Annotated in this window: 18 protein-coding genes; 16 read left to right on the forward strand and 2 right to left on the reverse strand. The window is 36.2% G+C overall.

Going from position 1 to position 16,623, the window contains the following annotated elements:
• Positions 1-125: 125 nt before the first annotated feature.
• The 5 genes from lhaT (at position 126) to DN389_RS03695 (ending at position 3,859) form a co-directional block, all read left to right on the forward strand.
• Positions 126-716 carry a lipoprotein heptaprenylglyceryl N-acetyltransferase LhaT gene (gene lhaT / locus DN389_RS03675; protein ID WP_000262813.1) on the forward strand — a complete coding sequence of 197 codons (591 nt, stop codon included), beginning with the start codon at positions 126-128 and terminating at the stop codon, positions 714-716.
• 25 nt (positions 717-741) lie between these two features.
• On the forward strand, positions 742-1,428 hold the full coding sequence (gene lit, locus DN389_RS03680; RefSeq protein WP_000739736.1) for a lipoprotein intramolecular transacylase Lit: 687 nt from the start codon (positions 742-744) through the stop codon (positions 1,426-1,428).
• Between the two features lie 107 nt (positions 1,429-1,535).
• Positions 1,536-2,324, forward strand: coding sequence for a sporulation protein YpjB (gene ypjB, locus DN389_RS03685; RefSeq protein ID WP_000831596.1), 789 nt, complete (start codon positions 1,536-1,538; stop codon positions 2,322-2,324).
• A 109-nt stretch (positions 2,325-2,433) separates the two neighbouring features.
• On the forward strand, positions 2,434-3,117 hold the full coding sequence (locus tag DN389_RS03690) for a zinc metallopeptidase (RefSeq protein WP_075308939.1): 684 nt from the start codon (positions 2,434-2,436) through the stop codon (positions 3,115-3,117).
• Positions 3,118-3,217: 100 nt separating this feature from the next.
• Entirely contained in the window at positions 3,218-3,859 is a 642-nt protein-coding gene (locus tag DN389_RS03695; protein ID WP_046955218.1) for a uracil-DNA glycosylase, read from the forward strand.
• Positions 3,860-3,887: 28 nt separating this feature from the next.
• Here the strand turns inward: DN389_RS03695 and DN389_RS03700 are convergent, their stop codons facing one another.
• A complete protein-coding gene (locus tag DN389_RS03700) occupies positions 3,888-4,769 on the reverse strand; it encodes a YitT family protein (RefSeq protein ID WP_098189738.1) in 882 nt (293 codons plus the stop codon).
• Positions 4,770-5,123: 354 nt separating this feature from the next.
• Here DN389_RS03700 and DN389_RS03705 point away from each other — a divergent pair, with 354 nt between their 5' ends.
• The 7 genes from DN389_RS03705 to DN389_RS03735 are packed head-to-tail and all read left to right on the forward strand — an operon-like array spanning position 5,124 to position 10,678.
• A complete protein-coding gene (locus DN389_RS03705; protein WP_001992677.1) occupies positions 5,124-5,465 on the forward strand; it encodes a nucleotide pyrophosphohydrolase in 342 nt (113 codons plus the stop codon).
• Positions 5,465-6,265: a dihydrodipicolinate reductase gene (gene dapB / locus DN389_RS03710; protein ID WP_088121739.1), complete on the forward strand. Its 801-nt coding sequence runs from the start codon at positions 5,465-5,467 to the stop codon at positions 6,263-6,265. Before DN389_RS03705 ends, dapB begins: the two co-directional genes overlap by 1 nt.
• Before the next feature lie 14 nt (positions 6,266-6,279).
• Entirely contained in the window at positions 6,280-6,675 is a 396-nt protein-coding gene (gene mgsA, locus DN389_RS03715) for a methylglyoxal synthase (protein ID WP_046955216.1), read from the forward strand.
• 11 nt (positions 6,676-6,686) lie between these two features.
• Positions 6,687-7,391: a bacillithiol biosynthesis deacetylase BshB1 gene (gene bshB1, locus DN389_RS03720; protein ID WP_000015668.1), complete on the forward strand. Its 705-nt coding sequence runs from the start codon at positions 6,687-6,689 to the stop codon at positions 7,389-7,391.
• Entirely contained in the window at positions 7,388-8,533 is a 1,146-nt protein-coding gene (bshA, locus tag DN389_RS03725; RefSeq protein ID WP_046955215.1) for an N-acetyl-alpha-D-glucosaminyl L-malate synthase BshA, read from the forward strand. The genes bshB1 and bshA overlap by 4 nt, the downstream gene beginning before the upstream one ends.
• Positions 8,520-9,713, forward strand: coding sequence for a CCA tRNA nucleotidyltransferase (locus DN389_RS03730; protein WP_060489620.1), 1,194 nt, complete (start codon positions 8,520-8,522; stop codon positions 9,711-9,713). Before bshA ends, DN389_RS03730 begins: the two co-directional genes overlap by 14 nt.
• Positions 9,698-10,678 (forward strand): biotin--[acetyl-CoA-carboxylase] ligase, encoded by a 981-nt coding sequence (locus tag DN389_RS03735; RefSeq protein ID WP_060489622.1) that lies wholly within the window; start codon positions 9,698-9,700, stop codon positions 10,676-10,678. The genes DN389_RS03730 and DN389_RS03735 overlap by 16 nt, the downstream gene beginning before the upstream one ends.
• A 122-nt stretch (positions 10,679-10,800) precedes the next feature.
• On the opposite strand, the gene DN389_RS03740 is transcribed toward DN389_RS03735, so the two are convergent.
• A complete protein-coding gene (locus tag DN389_RS03740; protein ID WP_098190998.1) occupies positions 10,801-11,190 on the reverse strand; it encodes a cupredoxin domain-containing protein in 390 nt (129 codons plus the stop codon).
• Between the two features lie 409 nt (positions 11,191-11,599).
• On the opposite strand from DN389_RS03740, the gene panB reads away from it, so the two are divergent.
• The 4 genes from panB to dinG all read left to right on the forward strand — a co-directional run bounded on the left by panB (position 11,600) and on the right by dinG (position 16,613).
• Positions 11,600-12,436, forward strand: coding sequence for a 3-methyl-2-oxobutanoate hydroxymethyltransferase (gene panB / locus DN389_RS03745; protein ID WP_098190999.1), 837 nt, complete (start codon positions 11,600-11,602; stop codon positions 12,434-12,436).
• Positions 12,436-13,284, forward strand: coding sequence for a pantoate--beta-alanine ligase (gene panC / locus DN389_RS03750; protein ID WP_098191000.1), 849 nt, complete (start codon positions 12,436-12,438; stop codon positions 13,282-13,284). Before panB ends, panC begins: the two co-directional genes overlap by 1 nt.
• A gap of 12 nt (positions 13,285-13,296) precedes the next feature.
• Positions 13,297-13,680 (forward strand): aspartate 1-decarboxylase, encoded by a 384-nt coding sequence (gene panD, locus DN389_RS03755; RefSeq protein WP_000490178.1) that lies wholly within the window; start codon positions 13,297-13,299, stop codon positions 13,678-13,680.
• 128 nt (positions 13,681-13,808) lie between these two features.
• Positions 13,809-16,613, forward strand: coding sequence for an ATP-dependent DNA helicase DinG (dinG, locus tag DN389_RS03760; RefSeq protein WP_149236826.1), 2,805 nt, complete (start codon positions 13,809-13,811; stop codon positions 16,611-16,613).
• The last annotated feature ends 10 nt before the right edge of the window (positions 16,614-16,623 follow it).

Genomic DNA, 16,623 nt, shown 5'->3' on the forward strand with positions numbered 1-16,623 from the left:
CGTTTTCGGGGTTCACTTCAAAAATTTGTAGTCAGCTTTTTATTTTGATGAAAGAAAGTTTACTATATAATAGAGTAGAGTTTGAGGAAAGAATGACTTTGTTTGAAAGGTGTTGGACATACAGCTTGGTTTATTTGTATGCAATGTTAAGACAACGCTCTATATTATTATTTTTATTAGTTGTTAACATATTAGGTACAATATACGGATTTATATGGTATGGAAATCAATTAAAAGAAACCTCACCTATATTTTGGCCGTTTGTACCCGATAGCCCGATGGCGAGTCTCTTTTTTGTCTTTGTTTTAATTGCTTTTTTAAGAAAGAGAAATTGGGGATTAATAGAGGCGCTAGCGATTGTTACTTTAATGAAATATGGTATATGGGCTGTTGTTGTAAATGCAATTATGATCTATGTAAAAGGTCCTATTGGTCTTATGGGGTATATGTTAATGCTTTCGCACTTTGCGATGGCAGTACAAGGATTGTTATATGCACCGTTTTACCGTATAAAAAAATGGCATTTTGCGGTAGCAGCTATATGGACATTACATAATGATGCAATTGATTATTTATTTTGGCAAATGCCGAGATATGGAATTATGCATTTGTTTGTAGAAGAAATTGGTTACTTTACGTTTTGGCTAAGCATCGTCACACTATGTCTTACGTATTATTATTGCTTGCGTGAGAACCGAAAACAGTTTTCTTTATGATAGTTAGAACATGTAGGGGGAGAAAATGAAGAAAAATAAGAGTGGTACAAAAATATTGGATCGATTGATTACTATAGTTGTTTCATATAGTATAGCATTTTCTATATTTGCACTCGCAACAACGGCGGTTGTATACGGAAAATGGCTATATTATTTTGAAATTGATTTTTTAAACATTCCAGATTTAGCGGATATGACGAAGGATGATATTAAAAGAAATTATGATGTGCTTATTACATATTTATCGCCGTTTTATGATGGAGCATTGCAGCTGCCAACATTAGATATGTCTACAAATGGCCGTATTCATTTTGTAGATGTTAAAAATATTTTAGTAAAGATTCAATATGTAATGTATGCGACAATTATGATTGCAATAATAGGCGGGATTTATTTATTAAAAAAGAAAAATGAAAAGTTTTTACTGCACGGATCAATTTTAACAATTATCTTACCGATCGCGCTCATGTTACCGATCGCTATTAATTTTGAAAAGAGTTTTGTATTATTCCATAAGCTGTTATTCAGTAATGATTATTGGATGTTTGATATTGAAACGGATCCAATTATATTAATGTTACCAGAAGAATTCTTTATGCATGCTGCGTGTGCAATTTTATTATTTATTTTATGTGGCAGCATACTTTGTTACAGCTTGTATAGATATTTCGTAAAAAAGAAAAGGATTTCAAAGGAAAAATTCTCTGTTTAAAGAGAATTTTTTTGTTTGTAAAACGATAATATATTTTTCGGTCCAGTTCTGTTCTATTCTTGTCCCAATTAACATATTTTGTACTAGTAGTTATAGGGGGGACCGTGATGAAGAGAACATTAATTGGATTGATAGCATTTCTAATTATAATGTTTCCGTTACGTATATATGCTGAAGAGTGGAGTGAACTAACAGGGTTGTTAGACGACTCATTACAATTAGTGAAGCGTAATGAAGATGAAAAAGCAGTACAAGTATTACAACATTTCTCGGAGCAGTTTGTCATAAAGGGGAATGAAAAGAAGCAAGAAGTAACGCCAGATCAAGTTAGAGTTATTTCTTTAGCTTACGACAAGGCGAAACAATCACTCGCGGAAACAGATTTAGGTAAACAAGTTAAAATTGATAATGTGTTAGCCCTACAGCTCGCTGTTGATGCGAAAGTGTCGAAATATCAACCACTTTGGATGGAAAGAGAAAAAAAAGTAATGGGTGCCTTTTCTCAAATGGAAAAAGCGATGAAAAAAGAAGATACGGGACAGTTTCAACAAACGTTAAACACATTTTTACATGAATTTAATATTATTTATCCAAGCTTAATGATTGCTTTGCCAGAAAACGAAGTGCAGCGTGTAAATGCCCATTTATCTTATTTGGATGAATTTCGTAACGTTATGTTAAAAACGAAAGGTGGGCAAATGCAATTAGGAATCATTAAAGGGGATTTGCAAAAAATATTTCACACAGTAAAAAAAGATGAAATTGCACCCTCTCTCATTTGGTTTATGACAATTACTGGAGGTCTTATTTTATTCACATTAACTTATGTTGGATGGAGAAAGTATAAAGGAGAGAGAGAAAAAAGAAAAAGTAATGTACACTCTAAAAATAGATAATGCAATAAATAAAGATATGAATTGTAAGGTTTATTCATTGACAATGATGTCAGAAGAAAATAGAATGAGAAGTACTATAATTAAAACTTCAATGGAGGTTCAAAGGTTCATGATGTTTTATTTAATTTACTTCGCGATCATAATGATCATACCGTTGTATGCACAGTCAAAAGTACGTAGTGCCTATAGCAAGTATTCACAAGTTTATTCAACATCAGGTATGACAGGAGCGGAAGTGGCTCGAAAGATTTTAGATGAAAATGGATTATACAACGTAGCAGTAGAAGAAACACCAGGTCATTTATCAGACCATTATGATCCAACTGCCAAAACAGTTCGATTATCAACAGATAACTATTACGGTCATTCAGTTGCTGGTACAGCAGTAGCAGCACACGAAGTAGGACACGCAATTCAAGATGCAAAAGACTATAACTTTATGCGTATTCGTCATTCGTTAGTGCCTGTGGCGAATTTTGGATCGAATATATCATGGGTATTTATTATGATTGGTATATTTGCGACAATGTCAAAACTATTGTTATTAGGAATTATTTTAATGGCAGCAGGTGTTGTGTTCCAACTCGTTACATTACCAGTTGAGTTTGATGCATCAAAGCGTGCAATGCAACAAATTGAAGCGTTAGGTATCGTATCAACAGATGAATATGGCCAAGCTCGTAAAGTATTAAATGCGGCAGCATTAACATATGTAGCGGCTGCAGCTGTAGCAGTATTTGAATTATTACGTCTCGTATTAATGTATACTGGTATGCAGCGTAGCGACGACTAAAGACTATCAATTTTGATAGTCTTTTTTGTTTTGTGGATTGAATTATATAATGTATTGCAAATAGAAATAATAGAAGTAATACGGAAAGGCGGTGGGGAAAATGAAATATCCAAGCCATTTAGTAAAACAAGTGAAAGAACAAAGTGCTCCTTATCAGCTAGAAGGTTTCTTAAGTGGACAAGGTCCTGAAAATCCGAAATTTATGTTGTTAGGAGAAGCGCCTGGTGAAACAGAAATTCATAATGGGATTCCGTTTAGCGGGAGGGCGGGAAAACAACTAATGGATTTTTTAGAGCGTATTCAAGTTAAAAGGGAAGAAGTATATATCACGAGCGCTGTTCGAAGTAGACCATATAAGTGGCGAGAGAAAAAAGAACGAAATGGTGAAATCATACAGAAAAAGTATAATAGAACGCCAAATCAAGGAGAAATACTTGCCCATGCCCCTTTGTTAGATTATGAATTAGAGAAAATAAACCCGAAGCTTATCGTCACGCTTGGAAATATCGGCCTTCAACGTTTAACGGGGAAAAATAAAAAAATTACAGATGTGCACGGACAATTATTAATACAGCCCATTCAAAAATTAAAGGATATGCAAAGTGCAGAGTTTACATGGTCAGAGAAAGAATATCATATTTTCCCGACTTTTCATCCTGCTTCCATTTTTTATAATAGGAGTTTATTGGAGTTTATTTATGAGGATTTAGAGAAACTTAAAAAATATGTAATAAAAAACTAGAAAAGCTAGAGAGCTTTTCTAGTTGCGTTTATGTATGTAAAGGATTTTTATTTTCATCTAACGTAAAACCTTCACCAATTACATCATGTACATCACTTACAGCAACAAAGGCATGAGGATCTACAGAAGTAATAATATTTTTTAATTTCACGATTTCATTTTTAGCAACAACGCAATATAATACGTTCCGTTCCACTTTTGTATACGATCCAACAGCTTTTAAAAAAGTAGCTCCGCGTTCCATCTCAGATAAAATTTTGGCAGCAATTTCATCGTTTTTATCTGAGATAATAGTTGCTCCTTTTGCCGCATAGGCTCCTTCTTGCATAAAATCAATGACTTTCGCCCCGATAAAAACAGCAACTAACGTATACATGCCCTCGCGGTATGATAAATAGGTAAGAATAGAGACGATAATGACGATAGCATCAAACATAAACATCGTTTTCCCCATACTCCAGCCAACATATTTATGAGCGAGTCTTGCGATAATATCTACACCGCCAGTAGTCCCGCCATATTTAAATATGATTCCAAGACCGACACCGATAAATGCCCCGGCGAATAAAGCCGCGAGTGTCATATCATTTTGTAAGTTTAAATGTAAGTTGAGAACTTCGTAACGTTGAAAAATCCATAGAAATAAAGATACGCTGAAGGTGCCGATTAGTGTATAGATAAATGTCGTTCTTCCAAGTAACTTCCAACCAATAAAAAATATAGGGATATTTAAAATTAAGTTTGAATAAGAAGGATCAAACTTAAATAGAAAATACAATAATAGTGTAATACCGGTAAATCCACCTTCTGCAAGGTGATTTTCAATATTGATATTCACAATACCGAAAGAAAAAATAGCGGAACCGATTAAAATGAAAATGATATTTCGAATCTTCAAATTTGATGTCATATAGAAATCCTCCTAATTATGTAAATGGCATTGCTCCGCTGATACGGTAAAACATAATGATAAGTAATTTCTAGCTTTTAGTAAAAATAGTGAAGGCTATAAAAAACCGCAAAAGAAAGTTTCACTTTACCCCGCTCTAACGGCTGGTAGAGGGTAAAGCAGTGAAGTGAGATCAAACCAGCCATAAGAGCCCGATTGGTTCAACTAATCTTTTGCAAAAACCGCAAAAGAAAGTTTCACTTTATTATACTCTATCTAAAAAGGGGGCGCAAATAGGTGTTTTGCAGGGAATAATATTTGTCAAATCGCGATGAATTGGCTAACATGAAAGAGGAAGGATTAGAGGTGAATTGTATGGAAGCAAAAACGATGAAGGATATGCAGAAAGAAGTAGATGCATATATTGGTCAGTTTAAAGAAGGTTATTTCAGTCCACTTGCAATGATGGCTCGTTTAACGGAAGAAATGGGGGAGCTTGCAAGAGAGGTAAATCATTATTATGGAGAGAAACCGAAGAAAACAACTGAAACAGAACGTAGTATTGAAGAAGAGCTTGGAGATGTATTATTTGTTATGATTTGTATGGCAAATAGTTTAAATATTGATTTAGAAACAGCACATAACATTGTAATGAATAAATTTAATACACGTGATAAAGATCGCTGGACACGTATTGATGAGGGAGAGAAAGAATAATGAAAGAAATTAAAGTAATTATCGCTGGACCAAGAGGGCGAATGGGGCATGAAGCAGTCCTTCTTATGGAAAGAACGGAACATTTTAATTTAGTAGCGGCAGTGGATTATAAGCATGGAGGAGAGAAAATCTCTGATTTACCGGGCATGCCTGCGCTAGATGCACCTATTTACACCGATTTACATACTTGTTTAGAGGAAGTAGAAGCAGATGTGTTGTTAGATTTAACAACACCAGAAGTTGGGAAACAACACGTTACACTAGCAGTTGAGCGTGGACTTCGTTCTGTTATTGGTACAACTGGATTTACAGAAGAAGAACTAAAACAATTAACAGAGAATGCGAAAGAAAAAGCAGTGGGAACAATTATCGCTCCAAACTTTGCAATTGGTGCAGTTCTTATGATGAAATTCTCACAAATGGCAGCGAAGTACTTCCAAGATGTTGAAGTAATTGAATTGCATCATGATCAAAAATTAGATGCACCATCTGGTACAGCAGTAAAAACAGTAGAATTAATTCGTCAAAACCGTGAATCAAAGCAGCAAGGTCATCCGAATGAAGTAGAACAACTAGAAGGTGCTCGTGGTGCAAATGTAGACGGCATTCACATTCATAGTGTACGTTTACCAGGACTTATTGCACACCAAGAAGTAATGTTTGGTGGAGATGGACAAATGTTAACGGTTCGTCATGATTCATTCAATCGTGCATCATTTATGTCGGGTGTAAAACTATCAATTGATACAGTAATGAATCTAGATCATCTTGTGTACGGTTTAGAAAATATTATCGACTAAAGGGGAGACAACGGATGAAAATTGCCTTAATCGCACATGACAAAAAGAAAGATGACATGGTTTCGTTTGCATACGCATATAAACCAATTTTTGAACAACATGAATTATTTGCAACAGGGACGACAGGACTTCGTATTATGGAGGCAACTGGTTTAGTTGTAACAAGATTTCAGTCGGGTCCTCTTGGTGGCGATCAAGAAATTGGTGCCATGATTGCAAAAAACGATATGGATATGGTGATTTTTTTCCGAGATCCACTAACTGCTCAGCCGCATGAACCAGATGTAAATGCATTGCTTCGTTTATGTGATGTATATGCGATTCCACTTGCAACGAATATGGCAAGTGCTGAAATGTTAATGCACGCATTAGAGCGAGGAGATTTAGATTACCGCAAGTTTAGAAAATGAGGGGAACAATTATGAGTGGATTACATATATTAGCGTTTGGTGCTCATGCCGATGATGTTGAAATCGGCATGGCTGGTACCATTGCTAAATATACGAAGCAAGGGTATGAAGTAGGTATTTGTGATTTAACAGAAGCTGACCTTTCTTCTAATGGAACGATAGAATTGAGAAAAGAAGAAGCAAAGGCGGCAGCTCGTATAATGGGAGTAAAAACGAGACTGAATTTAGCGATGCCAGACCGTGGTTTGTATATGAAAGAAGAGTATATACGTGAAATTGTAAAGGTGATTCGTACATATAAACCAAAACTAGTTTTTGCGCCGTATTATGAAGATCGTCATCCAGATCATGCAAATTGTGCAAAACTTGTGGAAGAAGCTATTTTTTCAGCGGGAATTCGTAAATATATGCCAGAGGTTTCGCCACATCGCGTGGAGTCTTTTTATTATTATATGATTAATGGTTTTCATAAACCGAATTTTTGTATAGATATAAGTGAGTACCTTTCTATAAAAGTGGAAGCATTAGAAGCGTATGAAAGTCAGTTTTTAACAGGTAGTGATGGTGTGAAAACGCCGTTAACAGAAGGTTACGTTGAAACTGTGGTCGCTCGAGAGAAAATGTTTGGAAAAGAAGTTGGAGTCTTATATGCCGAGGGATTTAAGAGTAAGAAACCGGTTTTATTACATGCTGATTTAGTAGGGGGATGTAAATGAAATTAAAAATAGGTATTACATGTTATCCTTCTGTAGGTGGTTCTGGAGTTGTTGGAACAGAATTAGGAAAGCAATTAGCGGAACGCGGGCATGAAATTCACTTTATTACATCGGGTTTACCATTCCGATTAAATAAAGTGTATCCAAACATTTATTTTCATGAAGTGACGGTAAGTCAATACTCTGTATTTCAATATCCACCATACGATTTAGCGTTAGCGAGTAAAATGGCAGAGGTTGCACAAAGAGAGAACCTAGATATTTTACATGTGCATTACGCAATACCACATGCCATTTGTGCTTATTTAGCAAAACAAATGATTGGGGAGCGTATTAAAATTGTTACAACCTTGCATGGAACAGATATTACTGTGTTAGGTTCCGACCCTTCGCTAAATAATTTAATTCGTTTTGGTATTGAGCAATCTGATGTTGTGACGGCTGTCTCGCATTCATTGATTAGCGAAACGCATGAGCTTGTAAAACCAAATAAAAACATTCAAACGGTATATAACTTTATAGACGAGCGTGTATATTTCAAGCGTGATATGTCTCAATTAAAGAAAGAATACGGTATAAGTGAGAGTGAAAAGATACTCATTCACATTTCAAATTTCCGTAAAGTGAAACGCGTGCAAGATGTTGTTCAGGCATTTGCTAAAGTTGTTACAGAAGTAGATGCGAAGTTGCTTCTTGTTGGAGATGGACCAGAATTTTGCACGATTTTACAGCTAGTGAAAAATTTACATATTGAAGATCGCGTCTTATTCTTAGGGAAGCAAGATAATGTTGCAGAGCTACTTGCAATGAGTGATTTAATGTTGCTTCTATCAGAGAAGGAGAGTTTTGGTCTTGTTTTATTAGAAGCGATGGCGTGTGGTGTGCCTTGTATCGGAACAAGGGTTGGAGGTATTCCAGAAGTCATTCAACATGGTGAAACAGGATATTTATGTGAAGTTGGCAATCCAGCAGGAGTGGCAAATCAAGCCATTCAGCTATTAAAGGATGAAGAACTTCACCGTAATATGGGAGAGCGAGCAAGAGCAAGTGTTTACGAGCAGTTCCGCTCTGAAAAAATCGTCTCACAATATGAAACGATTTACTATGATGTACTAAGGGATGACAAAAATGGAAAGATTTAAAAAAGCTAGTTCTATTATTGAGACTTTAAAGCAACAAGGACATGAGGCCTACTTTGTCGGCGGAAGCGTACGAGATCTTATTATCGATAGGCCGATTGGAGATATTGATATTGCGACATCTGCTTTACCAGAAGAAGTGATGGCTATATTTCCAAGACATGTTCCTGTTGGTCTTGAGCATGGAACTGTAATTGTGGTAGAAAATGGTGAACCTTATGAGGTAACCACTTTTCGAACAGAGAGCGAATATGAAGATTTTCGAAGACCTAGTAGCGTTCAATTTGTTCGTTCATTAGAAGAGGATTTAAAACGTCGTGATTTCACAATGAATGCAATTGCGATGACAGAAGAAGGCGAAATGGTTGATTTATTTGCTGGACAACAAGCGATTCAAAAGAGAGAAATTGTGACAGTTGGCAATGCTGCGGATCGTTTTCAAGAAGACGCCCTGCGAATGATGCGTGGTATTCGTTTCGTAAGTACGTTAGGTTTTTCTTTAGAAATGAAAACGAAACAAGCAATTGAAACATATGGACATTTGCTGGAACATATTGCAATTGAGCGAATTACAGTGGAGTTTGAGAAACTGTTAACTGGTACATATTGCGTGAAGGGCTTGCAAGAATTAGTAGAAACGAAGCTATTTTCTCATCTACCATATTTACAAATGTCAGAAGAGAGATTGTTAAAAGCTACGCAGTATAACTGGGATTCTTTTGAAACGGACATTGAGGCATGGGCATTTTTCTTATATTGTATTGGAGAAGAGCATCCATCTGTCTTTTTACGTCAATGGAAGTTTTCGAATAAAAAAATAAAAGATATCGTTGCAGTTTTATTAACAATCCGTACGAGAAAGGAGAAGGATTGGGATACAGTTCTTCTTTATAAAACGGGAATTCATATCGCTGAAATGGCAGAAAGAGTATATGAAGCGATGATTGAAAGCTATGATCATACATCTGTTAAACGAGTACAAACGTTGTTTGAAGCATTGCCAATCAAGAGTCGCCAAGAAATGAATGTGACTGGGAATGATTTATTAAACTGGGCAAATAAAAAGCCCGGTCCGTGGGTGGCTGAAATGATTCAAAAAATTGAGGAAGCAATCGTACAAGGAAACGTAGTTAATGAGAAAGAGTGTATAAGGGAGTGGCTGCAAGAATGCAATCTACTATAAGAAAGCAGTTATTGCAAGTTTTTTCGGAAGCGGATGGCGCGTTTGTATCTGGCCAAACGATTAGTGATAAACTTGGTTGTTCAAGAACCGCTGTGTGGAAACATATGGAGGACCTTCGGAATGAGGGATATGAACTTGAAGCTGTGCGTCGATTAGGTTATCGCATTGCGGGGAAGCCAGACAAAGTGACTGCTAATGAAATTCAGTTAGGGTTACAAACGAAACATATTGGTAGAACGGTATATTTTGAAGAAACTGTTGAATCCACGCAGCATATTGCAGCAAAACTTGCTTATGAAGGTGCAGAAGAAGGAACGATTGTTGTTGCAGAAGAACAAACATCAGGCAGAGGTCGTTTAAGCAGGAAATGGTATTCACCAAAAGGAACAGGAATTTGGATGAGTATTATTTTACGTCCATCAATCCCGGTTCATCATGCACCACAACTTACTTTGTTAGCGGCTGTTAGCGTTGCACAAGCAATTGAAAAGTGCATGGGTGTAAATGTAGGAATAAAATGGCCAAATGATATTTTAATTCAAGGTAAAAAGGCTGTAGGTATATTAACAGAAATGCAGGCGGATCCTGATAAAATTAATGCTGTCATTATGGGTATTGGTATTAATGCGAATCAAAAGCAAGAACATTTTGATGAGGAAATTCAGCATATTGCTACTTCTTTAGCGATTGAATCTGGTAAGCCAATTGTTCGTGCAGAGCTTATGCAACAAATCTTTTTACAACTAGAAAAATTATATGAAGAGTATTTACAAAATGGTTTCTCTGTTATTAAAATTCTTTGGGAAAGTTACGCTGTGAGCATCGGGAAAGAAATTACCGCTCGAACGATGAGAGAGACAATTATAGGGGTAGCAAAAGGAATTACAGAGGATGGTGTATTGCTTCTGGAGGATCATGAAGGGAAAGTACATCACATTCATTCTGCGGATATCGAAATTAAGTAAAAGAAGTTCCTTTTTGGAACTTCTTTTTTATTTCCGTATTTGGGATTGACTATGTAACATGATAATCCATTCATTTAATATTTAAATTTCATTTCAAAATATCGTCCGTCGGGGCTTGCTACTTATTTGACGATTACTTTGCCCTCCATTCCTTTAAGGAGATGGTACCGACATATTAATTCATATGTACCAGTATTTTTAGGTTTCACAGTAATGTTTTTTTCTTTTCCTGGCTCGACAACGACGTCAATTCCAAGTTTTTTTACTGTAAAGGTGTGCTCGCTTTTACCTTTATTTTTCAATAGCAATGTTGTTGATTCTTCAATTGGAATCGTGATGACGTTTGGACGAAAGTAATCATCGTTTAGCTCGACTTCCATCACTTTCGCTGACTCAATAGGTTGTGTTACGACGTTCATTGAGGCAAATACATTGGGGGAATTTAAAGTTGTAACCCCCATAAGCATCATAAGAAAAACGATGAACCAAAATAACCATTTAATCATAGACATTCGCAATTCTCCTTTTGTAAGTATGTTTCCTTAATTAACCTGCATCATTATTTTAAGAGTTATACTATGCATGTAAACAAAGCTGTTTATCTTTCTATAATTGAGTTATTCACGAAAATTTCACATACCGTAATAAGAATGAAAATTATTTTTTCAAAAAAATGTAGTAATTCCTTTTTGTAGTTTGCTATAATTAGTTCGAATGTGGGCAGTATCAGAGCGAACTGCACCATGATTCGAAGCAATACGAAAAATAATAACTTGGATTCTGCCTTGATCCAATAACGGACTGGGACAGAGGGATGAATAATGCCGACTAACACACAACCCTTCTGCCCTTTTATGGCCAGAGGGGTTTTTTATATGATTTCGGCCATCTCCTCTCTCCTGTATAAAGGAGGAGTAGTTTTTGAAAACAAAAACAGATTTTTTGAAGATGAAAGAGCAAGGTGAGCCGATTACGATGCTAACGGCGTATGATTATCCATCTGCTAAGTTAGCAGAAGAAGCTGAAGTTGATATGATTCTAGTTGGAGATTCCCTTGGGATGGTTGTGCTCGGCTACGATTCAACAGTACCTGTAACAGTAGAGGATATGATTCATCATACGAAAGCTGTACGCCGAGGAGCGAAAGAGACGTTTATTGTAACTGATATGCCATTTATGTCGTATCATGTGTCGCCTCAAGATACGATGGTGAATGCACGCCGCATTGTTCAAGAGAGTGGTGCTCATGCACTGAAGGTAGAAGGTGCAGGGGAAGTGGTATCAACAATTCATTACTTGACGAATGCGGGAATTCCTGTCGTGGCACACTTAGGCTTAACTCCTCAATCTGTAGGAGTACTAGGTGGGTATAAAGTACAAGGAAAAGATGCTGAAAGTGCAAAAAAATTAATAGAAGATGCGAAGAGATGTGAGGAAGCTGGTGCGATAGCGCTTGTGTTAGAATGTGTGCCAATGCAGTTAGCGGAATTAATTTCGAAGCAACTAACAATTCCGACGATTGGAATTGGAGCAGGGAAAAAAGTAGATGGGCAAGTACTTGTCTATCATGATCTTATCTCATACGGCGTAAATCGTGTTCCGAAATTTGTGAAGCAATATACGTCTGTTCAAGAGGAGATTGTGCGAGGGATTTCACAATACGTTACTGAAGTAAAGACAGGACAATTTCCAGAAGAAAAACATTCATTCACAATGAAAGAGAAAGAATGCTTAGCGTTATACGGAGGAAAACAATAATGAAAATCGTAACTACAGTGCAAGAGATGCAGCAAATTACAAACGAACTTCGTATAAGTGGAAAAAGTATTGGTTTTGTTCCAACGATGGGTTATTTACATGAAGGTCATGCGACTTTATTACGTAAGGCAAGAGCAGAAAATGAAATTGTAGTTTTAAGCGTGTTTGTCAATCCACTACAGTTTGGGCCAAATGAAGATTTAGATCGATACCCTCGTGATATTGATAGAGATGAAAATGTAGCAAAAGAAAACGGTGTAGATTATTTATTTTATCCGGGCGTAGAAGAAATGTATCCAGCAGAACAAACGACAACAGTAGCAGTTGTGAAACGTACCGATGTATTATGTGGCAAACAAAGACCTGGTCATTTCGCTGGTGTTGCGACTGTACTAATGAAACTATTTAATATTACATTGCCAACGCGTGCTTATTTCGGTATGAAAGATGCACAGCAAGTTGCTGTCATTGAAGGATTTGTCGCTGATTTTAATATTCCGGTTACGATCGTACCAGTGGATATTGTAAGGGAAATAGATGGATTAGCGAAAAGTTCTCGTAACGTGTATTTATCACAAGAAGGGCGTGAAGCGGCTCCTCATTTATACCGCAGTCTATGTATAGCGAAAGAAAGAATTGAAGCAGGCGAACGTAATGCAGAAATCATTACAACTCTTGTGAAAGAGTATATTGAGACGTATACGAAAGGCACTGTAGATTATGCTGATTTATATGCCTATCCTTCACTACAAGTAATAGATAAAATTGAAGGACGAATCATTTTAGCAATTGCAGTTAAATTTGAGAATGTACGATTAATTGACAATATAACATTAACGGTTAAATAAGGGGGAGCATCTATGTTTCGCACAATGATGAGAGCGAAGTTACATCGCGCTACGGTAACAGAAGCAAATTTAAATTATGTAGGTAGTATTACAATTGATGAAGATTTAATGGATGCAGTAAATATTGTAGAAAATGAAAAAGTACAAATTGTAAATAACAATAATGGTGCTCGCTTAGAGACATATGTTATTAAAGGAGAACGCGGTAGCGGTGTTGTTTGTTTAAATGGTGCAGCTGCAAGGCTTGTACAGCCAGGGGATAAAGTTATTATTATTTGCTACGGTTTAGTGGCAGAAGAAAATATTCATAACCAAGAGCCGAAAATTGCAGTATTAGACGATGATAATCAAATTATCCAAATGTTAGGCGCTGAAAAAGCGGGTACAATATTATAAGTAAGAAGGCTATCTCTATTACGGAGGTAGCTTTTTTGTGCATCTTTTCATTAAGATGAGATAAAACGTGGTATAGTAACATTATATAATTTTGCGTTTGATAGGTAAGAAATTGAGGTGTTACATATATGAGTAAGCGTTATGTCGTTGTGGATTTAGAGACGACAGGGAACTCCTGGAAGGACGGGAAGGATAAAATTACCCAAATCGCAGCTGTTGTAGTGGAAGATGGAGAGATATTAGAGATTTTTTCATCTTTTATTAATCCGAAGAGAGAGATTCCGCCATTTATTACAGAATTAACAGGGATTGATGAGAGTATGGTTAAGCAAGCCCCGTTATTTCAAGATGTAGCCCCGATGGTTGTTGAGCTATTGCAAGGTGCAGCTTTCGTTGCACATAACGTTCACTTTGATTGGAATTTTTTAACGGAAGAATTAAGGCAGGCTGGATATACAGAAGTACATTGTCCGAAAGTTGATACAGTTGAGTTGGCGCAAATTCTTTTGCCGACGGCTGATAGTTATAAATTACGTGATTTAGCTAAACAACATGAATTAGAGCACGATCAACCGCATCGTGCGGATAGTGATGCTCTTGCAACAGCGGAATTATTTTTACAATTTTTAAATGAAATTGAAAAGTTACCACTTGTCACCTTGCAATCGCTCTATGAATTGAGCGATGTTTTTCAAAGTGATATAGCGGATGTACTTTCTGAAAATATTTTAAAGAAAATGATGCATGGTAGAAAAGCGGCAGAGGGGTATGAAGTGTATCGAAATATTGCGCTTCGAAAACGGAATTATGCTTTAAATCTCAGTGAAACATGTTCATCTAAATTTGATGCTTTCTTGCATAAGGCAATCGATAACCTGGAATTGAATATGCCAAAGTTTGAAAAAAGAGAAAGCCAACAGATTATGATGAAGGAAATATATACAGCACTAAGAGATTCTAGGTTTTCACTAATTGAAGCAGGAACAGGAACAGGGAAGACTCTTGCATATTTACTTCCAAGTATTTATTTTGCAACGAAAAAAGAAGAACCTGTCATCATAAGTACCCAAACAGTACAACTGCAACAACAAATATTAGAAAAAGAAATTCCATTATTACAGAAAATAATGCCATTTTCATTTGAAGTAGCTCTTTTGAAAGGAAGAAAGCATTATCTTTGTCTACATAAATTTGAATATGCTTTGCAAGAGGAAGAGAAAAATTATGATATGGCGCTCACAAAGGCAAAAATTTTAGTGTGGTTATTGCAAACAGAAACTGGCGATCGTGATGAATTAAATATTCCTGAGGGCGGAAAGTTACTTTGGAACCGCATTTGTAGTGATGTACATAGTCCAGGCGGGATGCAAAGCAACTGGTATAGCCGTTGTTTTTATCAACGAGCAAAGAATAAAGCATTATTTGCAGATATCGTTATTACAAATCATGCGTTATTATTTCAAGATTTTTCAAGTGAAGAACCACTATTTGCTTCATGTGAACATATTATTTTTGATGAAGCTCATCATATCGAGGAAGCGGCGAGTAGAACATTAGGTGAACAGTTCTCCTGTATGTATTTTCAATTAGTTTTATCTCGTTTTGGTACGCTAGAAACAGATGATGTACTTTCTAAAGTATATAAAATGATGAAAAAATCAGAGCAAGCCTCTCGTTCGACTTTCCGTATGGTGAGTCATAGTTTGAAGGAATTGAAATTTGATGCGGATGAGCTATTCCAAATGTTACGTGCTTTCATCTTTAAACAAACAAAGCAGGAACAAGGGATAAGCAATATGCCACTCATTTATCGATATAACACGGAAGTAGAGAAAGGTAAGTTATGGGATAGCATTACCGAGTTAACAAATCGTTTTGTATACGATGTAAGAAAATTATTGACTACACTTGAGAAGCAAGTTGATATATTGCAAAGTAAATTAGAATGGGAGATGCATGTTGTTACAGGTGAATTTATGCATTTAATTGAGTTGTTGAGAAAGATGGAACAATCTTTACAATTACTCATTTTAGAAAAAAATTCATACGTGACATGGATGGAGACTGAAACGAAGGGAACAATTCATTCAACCGTTTTATATGCACAGCCTGTTCATATTGGTGAAAGGCTTGCGGATGAATTTTTAACACAGAAAAAGAGTGTTATTTTCACATCAGCAACGTTAACAGTAAACGATTCATTTGACTATATAAAAGAGGAGCTAGGTTTACATGATTTTGCTCCCAATACATTACAGGTTCCATCACCATTCCGTTTTGAAGAACAGATGAAATTAATGGTTTCAACAGATGTGCCTTTTATTAAGCAAGCAAGTAATGAAGAATATATTGAATCTGTGTCGGCACATATTGCAAAAATAGCGAAAGCTACAAAAGGTAGAATGCTTGTTTTATTCACTTCGTATGAAATGTTGAAAGAAGCGTATACGAATTTGAAAAATGATGAAGAATTAGAGGGGTATTTATTATTAACGCAAAGTGTAAATAATAAGAGCCGAAGTCGTCTCATTCGTAAATTTCAAGAGTTCGACAAATCGATTTTGTTAGGAACAAGTAGTTTTTGGGAAGGGATAGATATACCTGGAGATGCCCTTAGTTGTCTTGTTATTGTACGGCTTCCCTTTACGCCTCCTCATCAACCGATGATGGAAGCAAAAGGAGAGTGTTTAAAAAATCAAGGAGAGGACGTATTCGCTAAGTTAGCACTCCCGCAAGCAATCTTGCGTTTCAAACAAGGATTTGGTCGTCTGATTAGAACAAGTACAGATACCGGAACAGTATTTGTATTAGACCGTCGTTTGATAAGCGCTTCTTATGGAAAACGTTTTTTACAATCAATCCCAACTGTTCCGCTTTATGAAGGCCCTCTAGAAGAATTATTAGAACAATTAAAGGCATGGCCAAATAAATAAAATTGGAAGA

Source organism: Bacillus sp. AY3-1, assembly GCF_008368785.1.
In the GTDB taxonomy this organism is placed as follows: Bacteria; Bacillota; Bacilli; order Bacillales; family Bacillaceae_G; genus Bacillus_A; species Bacillus_A wiedmannii.

What these genes read in the sequence shown, in the direction of transcription:
- DN389_RS03740 (WP_098190998.1), bottom strand. Translation starts at nt 11,190, where the DNA reads ATGTCTATGATTAAATGGTTATTTTGGTTCATCGTTTTTCTTATGATG.
- panD (WP_000490178.1), top strand. Translation starts at nt 13,297, where the DNA reads ATGTTTCGCACAATGATGAGAGCGAAGTTACATCGCGCTACGGTAACA.
- DN389_RS03705 (WP_001992677.1), top strand. Translation starts at nt 5,124, where the DNA reads ATGGAAGCAAAAACGATGAAGGATATGCAGAAAGAAGTAGATGCATAT.
- dapB (WP_088121739.1), top strand. Translation starts at nt 5,465, where the DNA reads ATGAAAGAAATTAAAGTAATTATCGCTGGACCAAGAGGGCGAATGGGG.
- bshA (WP_046955215.1), top strand. Translation starts at nt 7,388, where the DNA reads ATGAAATTAAAAATAGGTATTACATGTTATCCTTCTGTAGGTGGTTCT.
- DN389_RS03730 (WP_060489620.1), top strand. Translation starts at nt 8,520, where the DNA reads ATGGAAAGATTTAAAAAAGCTAGTTCTATTATTGAGACTTTAAAGCAA.
- ypjB (WP_000831596.1), top strand. Translation starts at nt 1,536, where the DNA reads ATGAAGAGAACATTAATTGGATTGATAGCATTTCTAATTATAATGTTT.
- dinG (WP_149236826.1), top strand. Translation starts at nt 13,809, where the DNA reads ATGAGTAAGCGTTATGTCGTTGTGGATTTAGAGACGACAGGGAACTCC.
- mgsA (WP_046955216.1), top strand. Translation starts at nt 6,280, where the DNA reads ATGAAAATTGCCTTAATCGCACATGACAAAAAGAAAGATGACATGGTT.
- lit (WP_000739736.1), top strand. Translation starts at nt 742, where the DNA reads ATGAAGAAAAATAAGAGTGGTACAAAAATATTGGATCGATTGATTACT.
- DN389_RS03690 (WP_075308939.1), top strand. Translation starts at nt 2,434, where the DNA reads ATGATGTTTTATTTAATTTACTTCGCGATCATAATGATCATACCGTTG.
- panC (WP_098191000.1), top strand. Translation starts at nt 12,436, where the DNA reads ATGAAAATCGTAACTACAGTGCAAGAGATGCAGCAAATTACAAACGAA.
- DN389_RS03695 (WP_046955218.1), top strand. Translation starts at nt 3,218, where the DNA reads ATGAAATATCCAAGCCATTTAGTAAAACAAGTGAAAGAACAAAGTGCT.
- DN389_RS03735 (WP_060489622.1), top strand. Translation starts at nt 9,698, where the DNA reads ATGCAATCTACTATAAGAAAGCAGTTATTGCAAGTTTTTTCGGAAGCG.
- DN389_RS03700 (WP_098189738.1), bottom strand. Translation starts at nt 4,769, where the DNA reads ATGACATCAAATTTGAAGATTCGAAATATCATTTTCATTTTAATCGGT.
- bshB1 (WP_000015668.1), top strand. Translation starts at nt 6,687, where the DNA reads ATGAGTGGATTACATATATTAGCGTTTGGTGCTCATGCCGATGATGTT.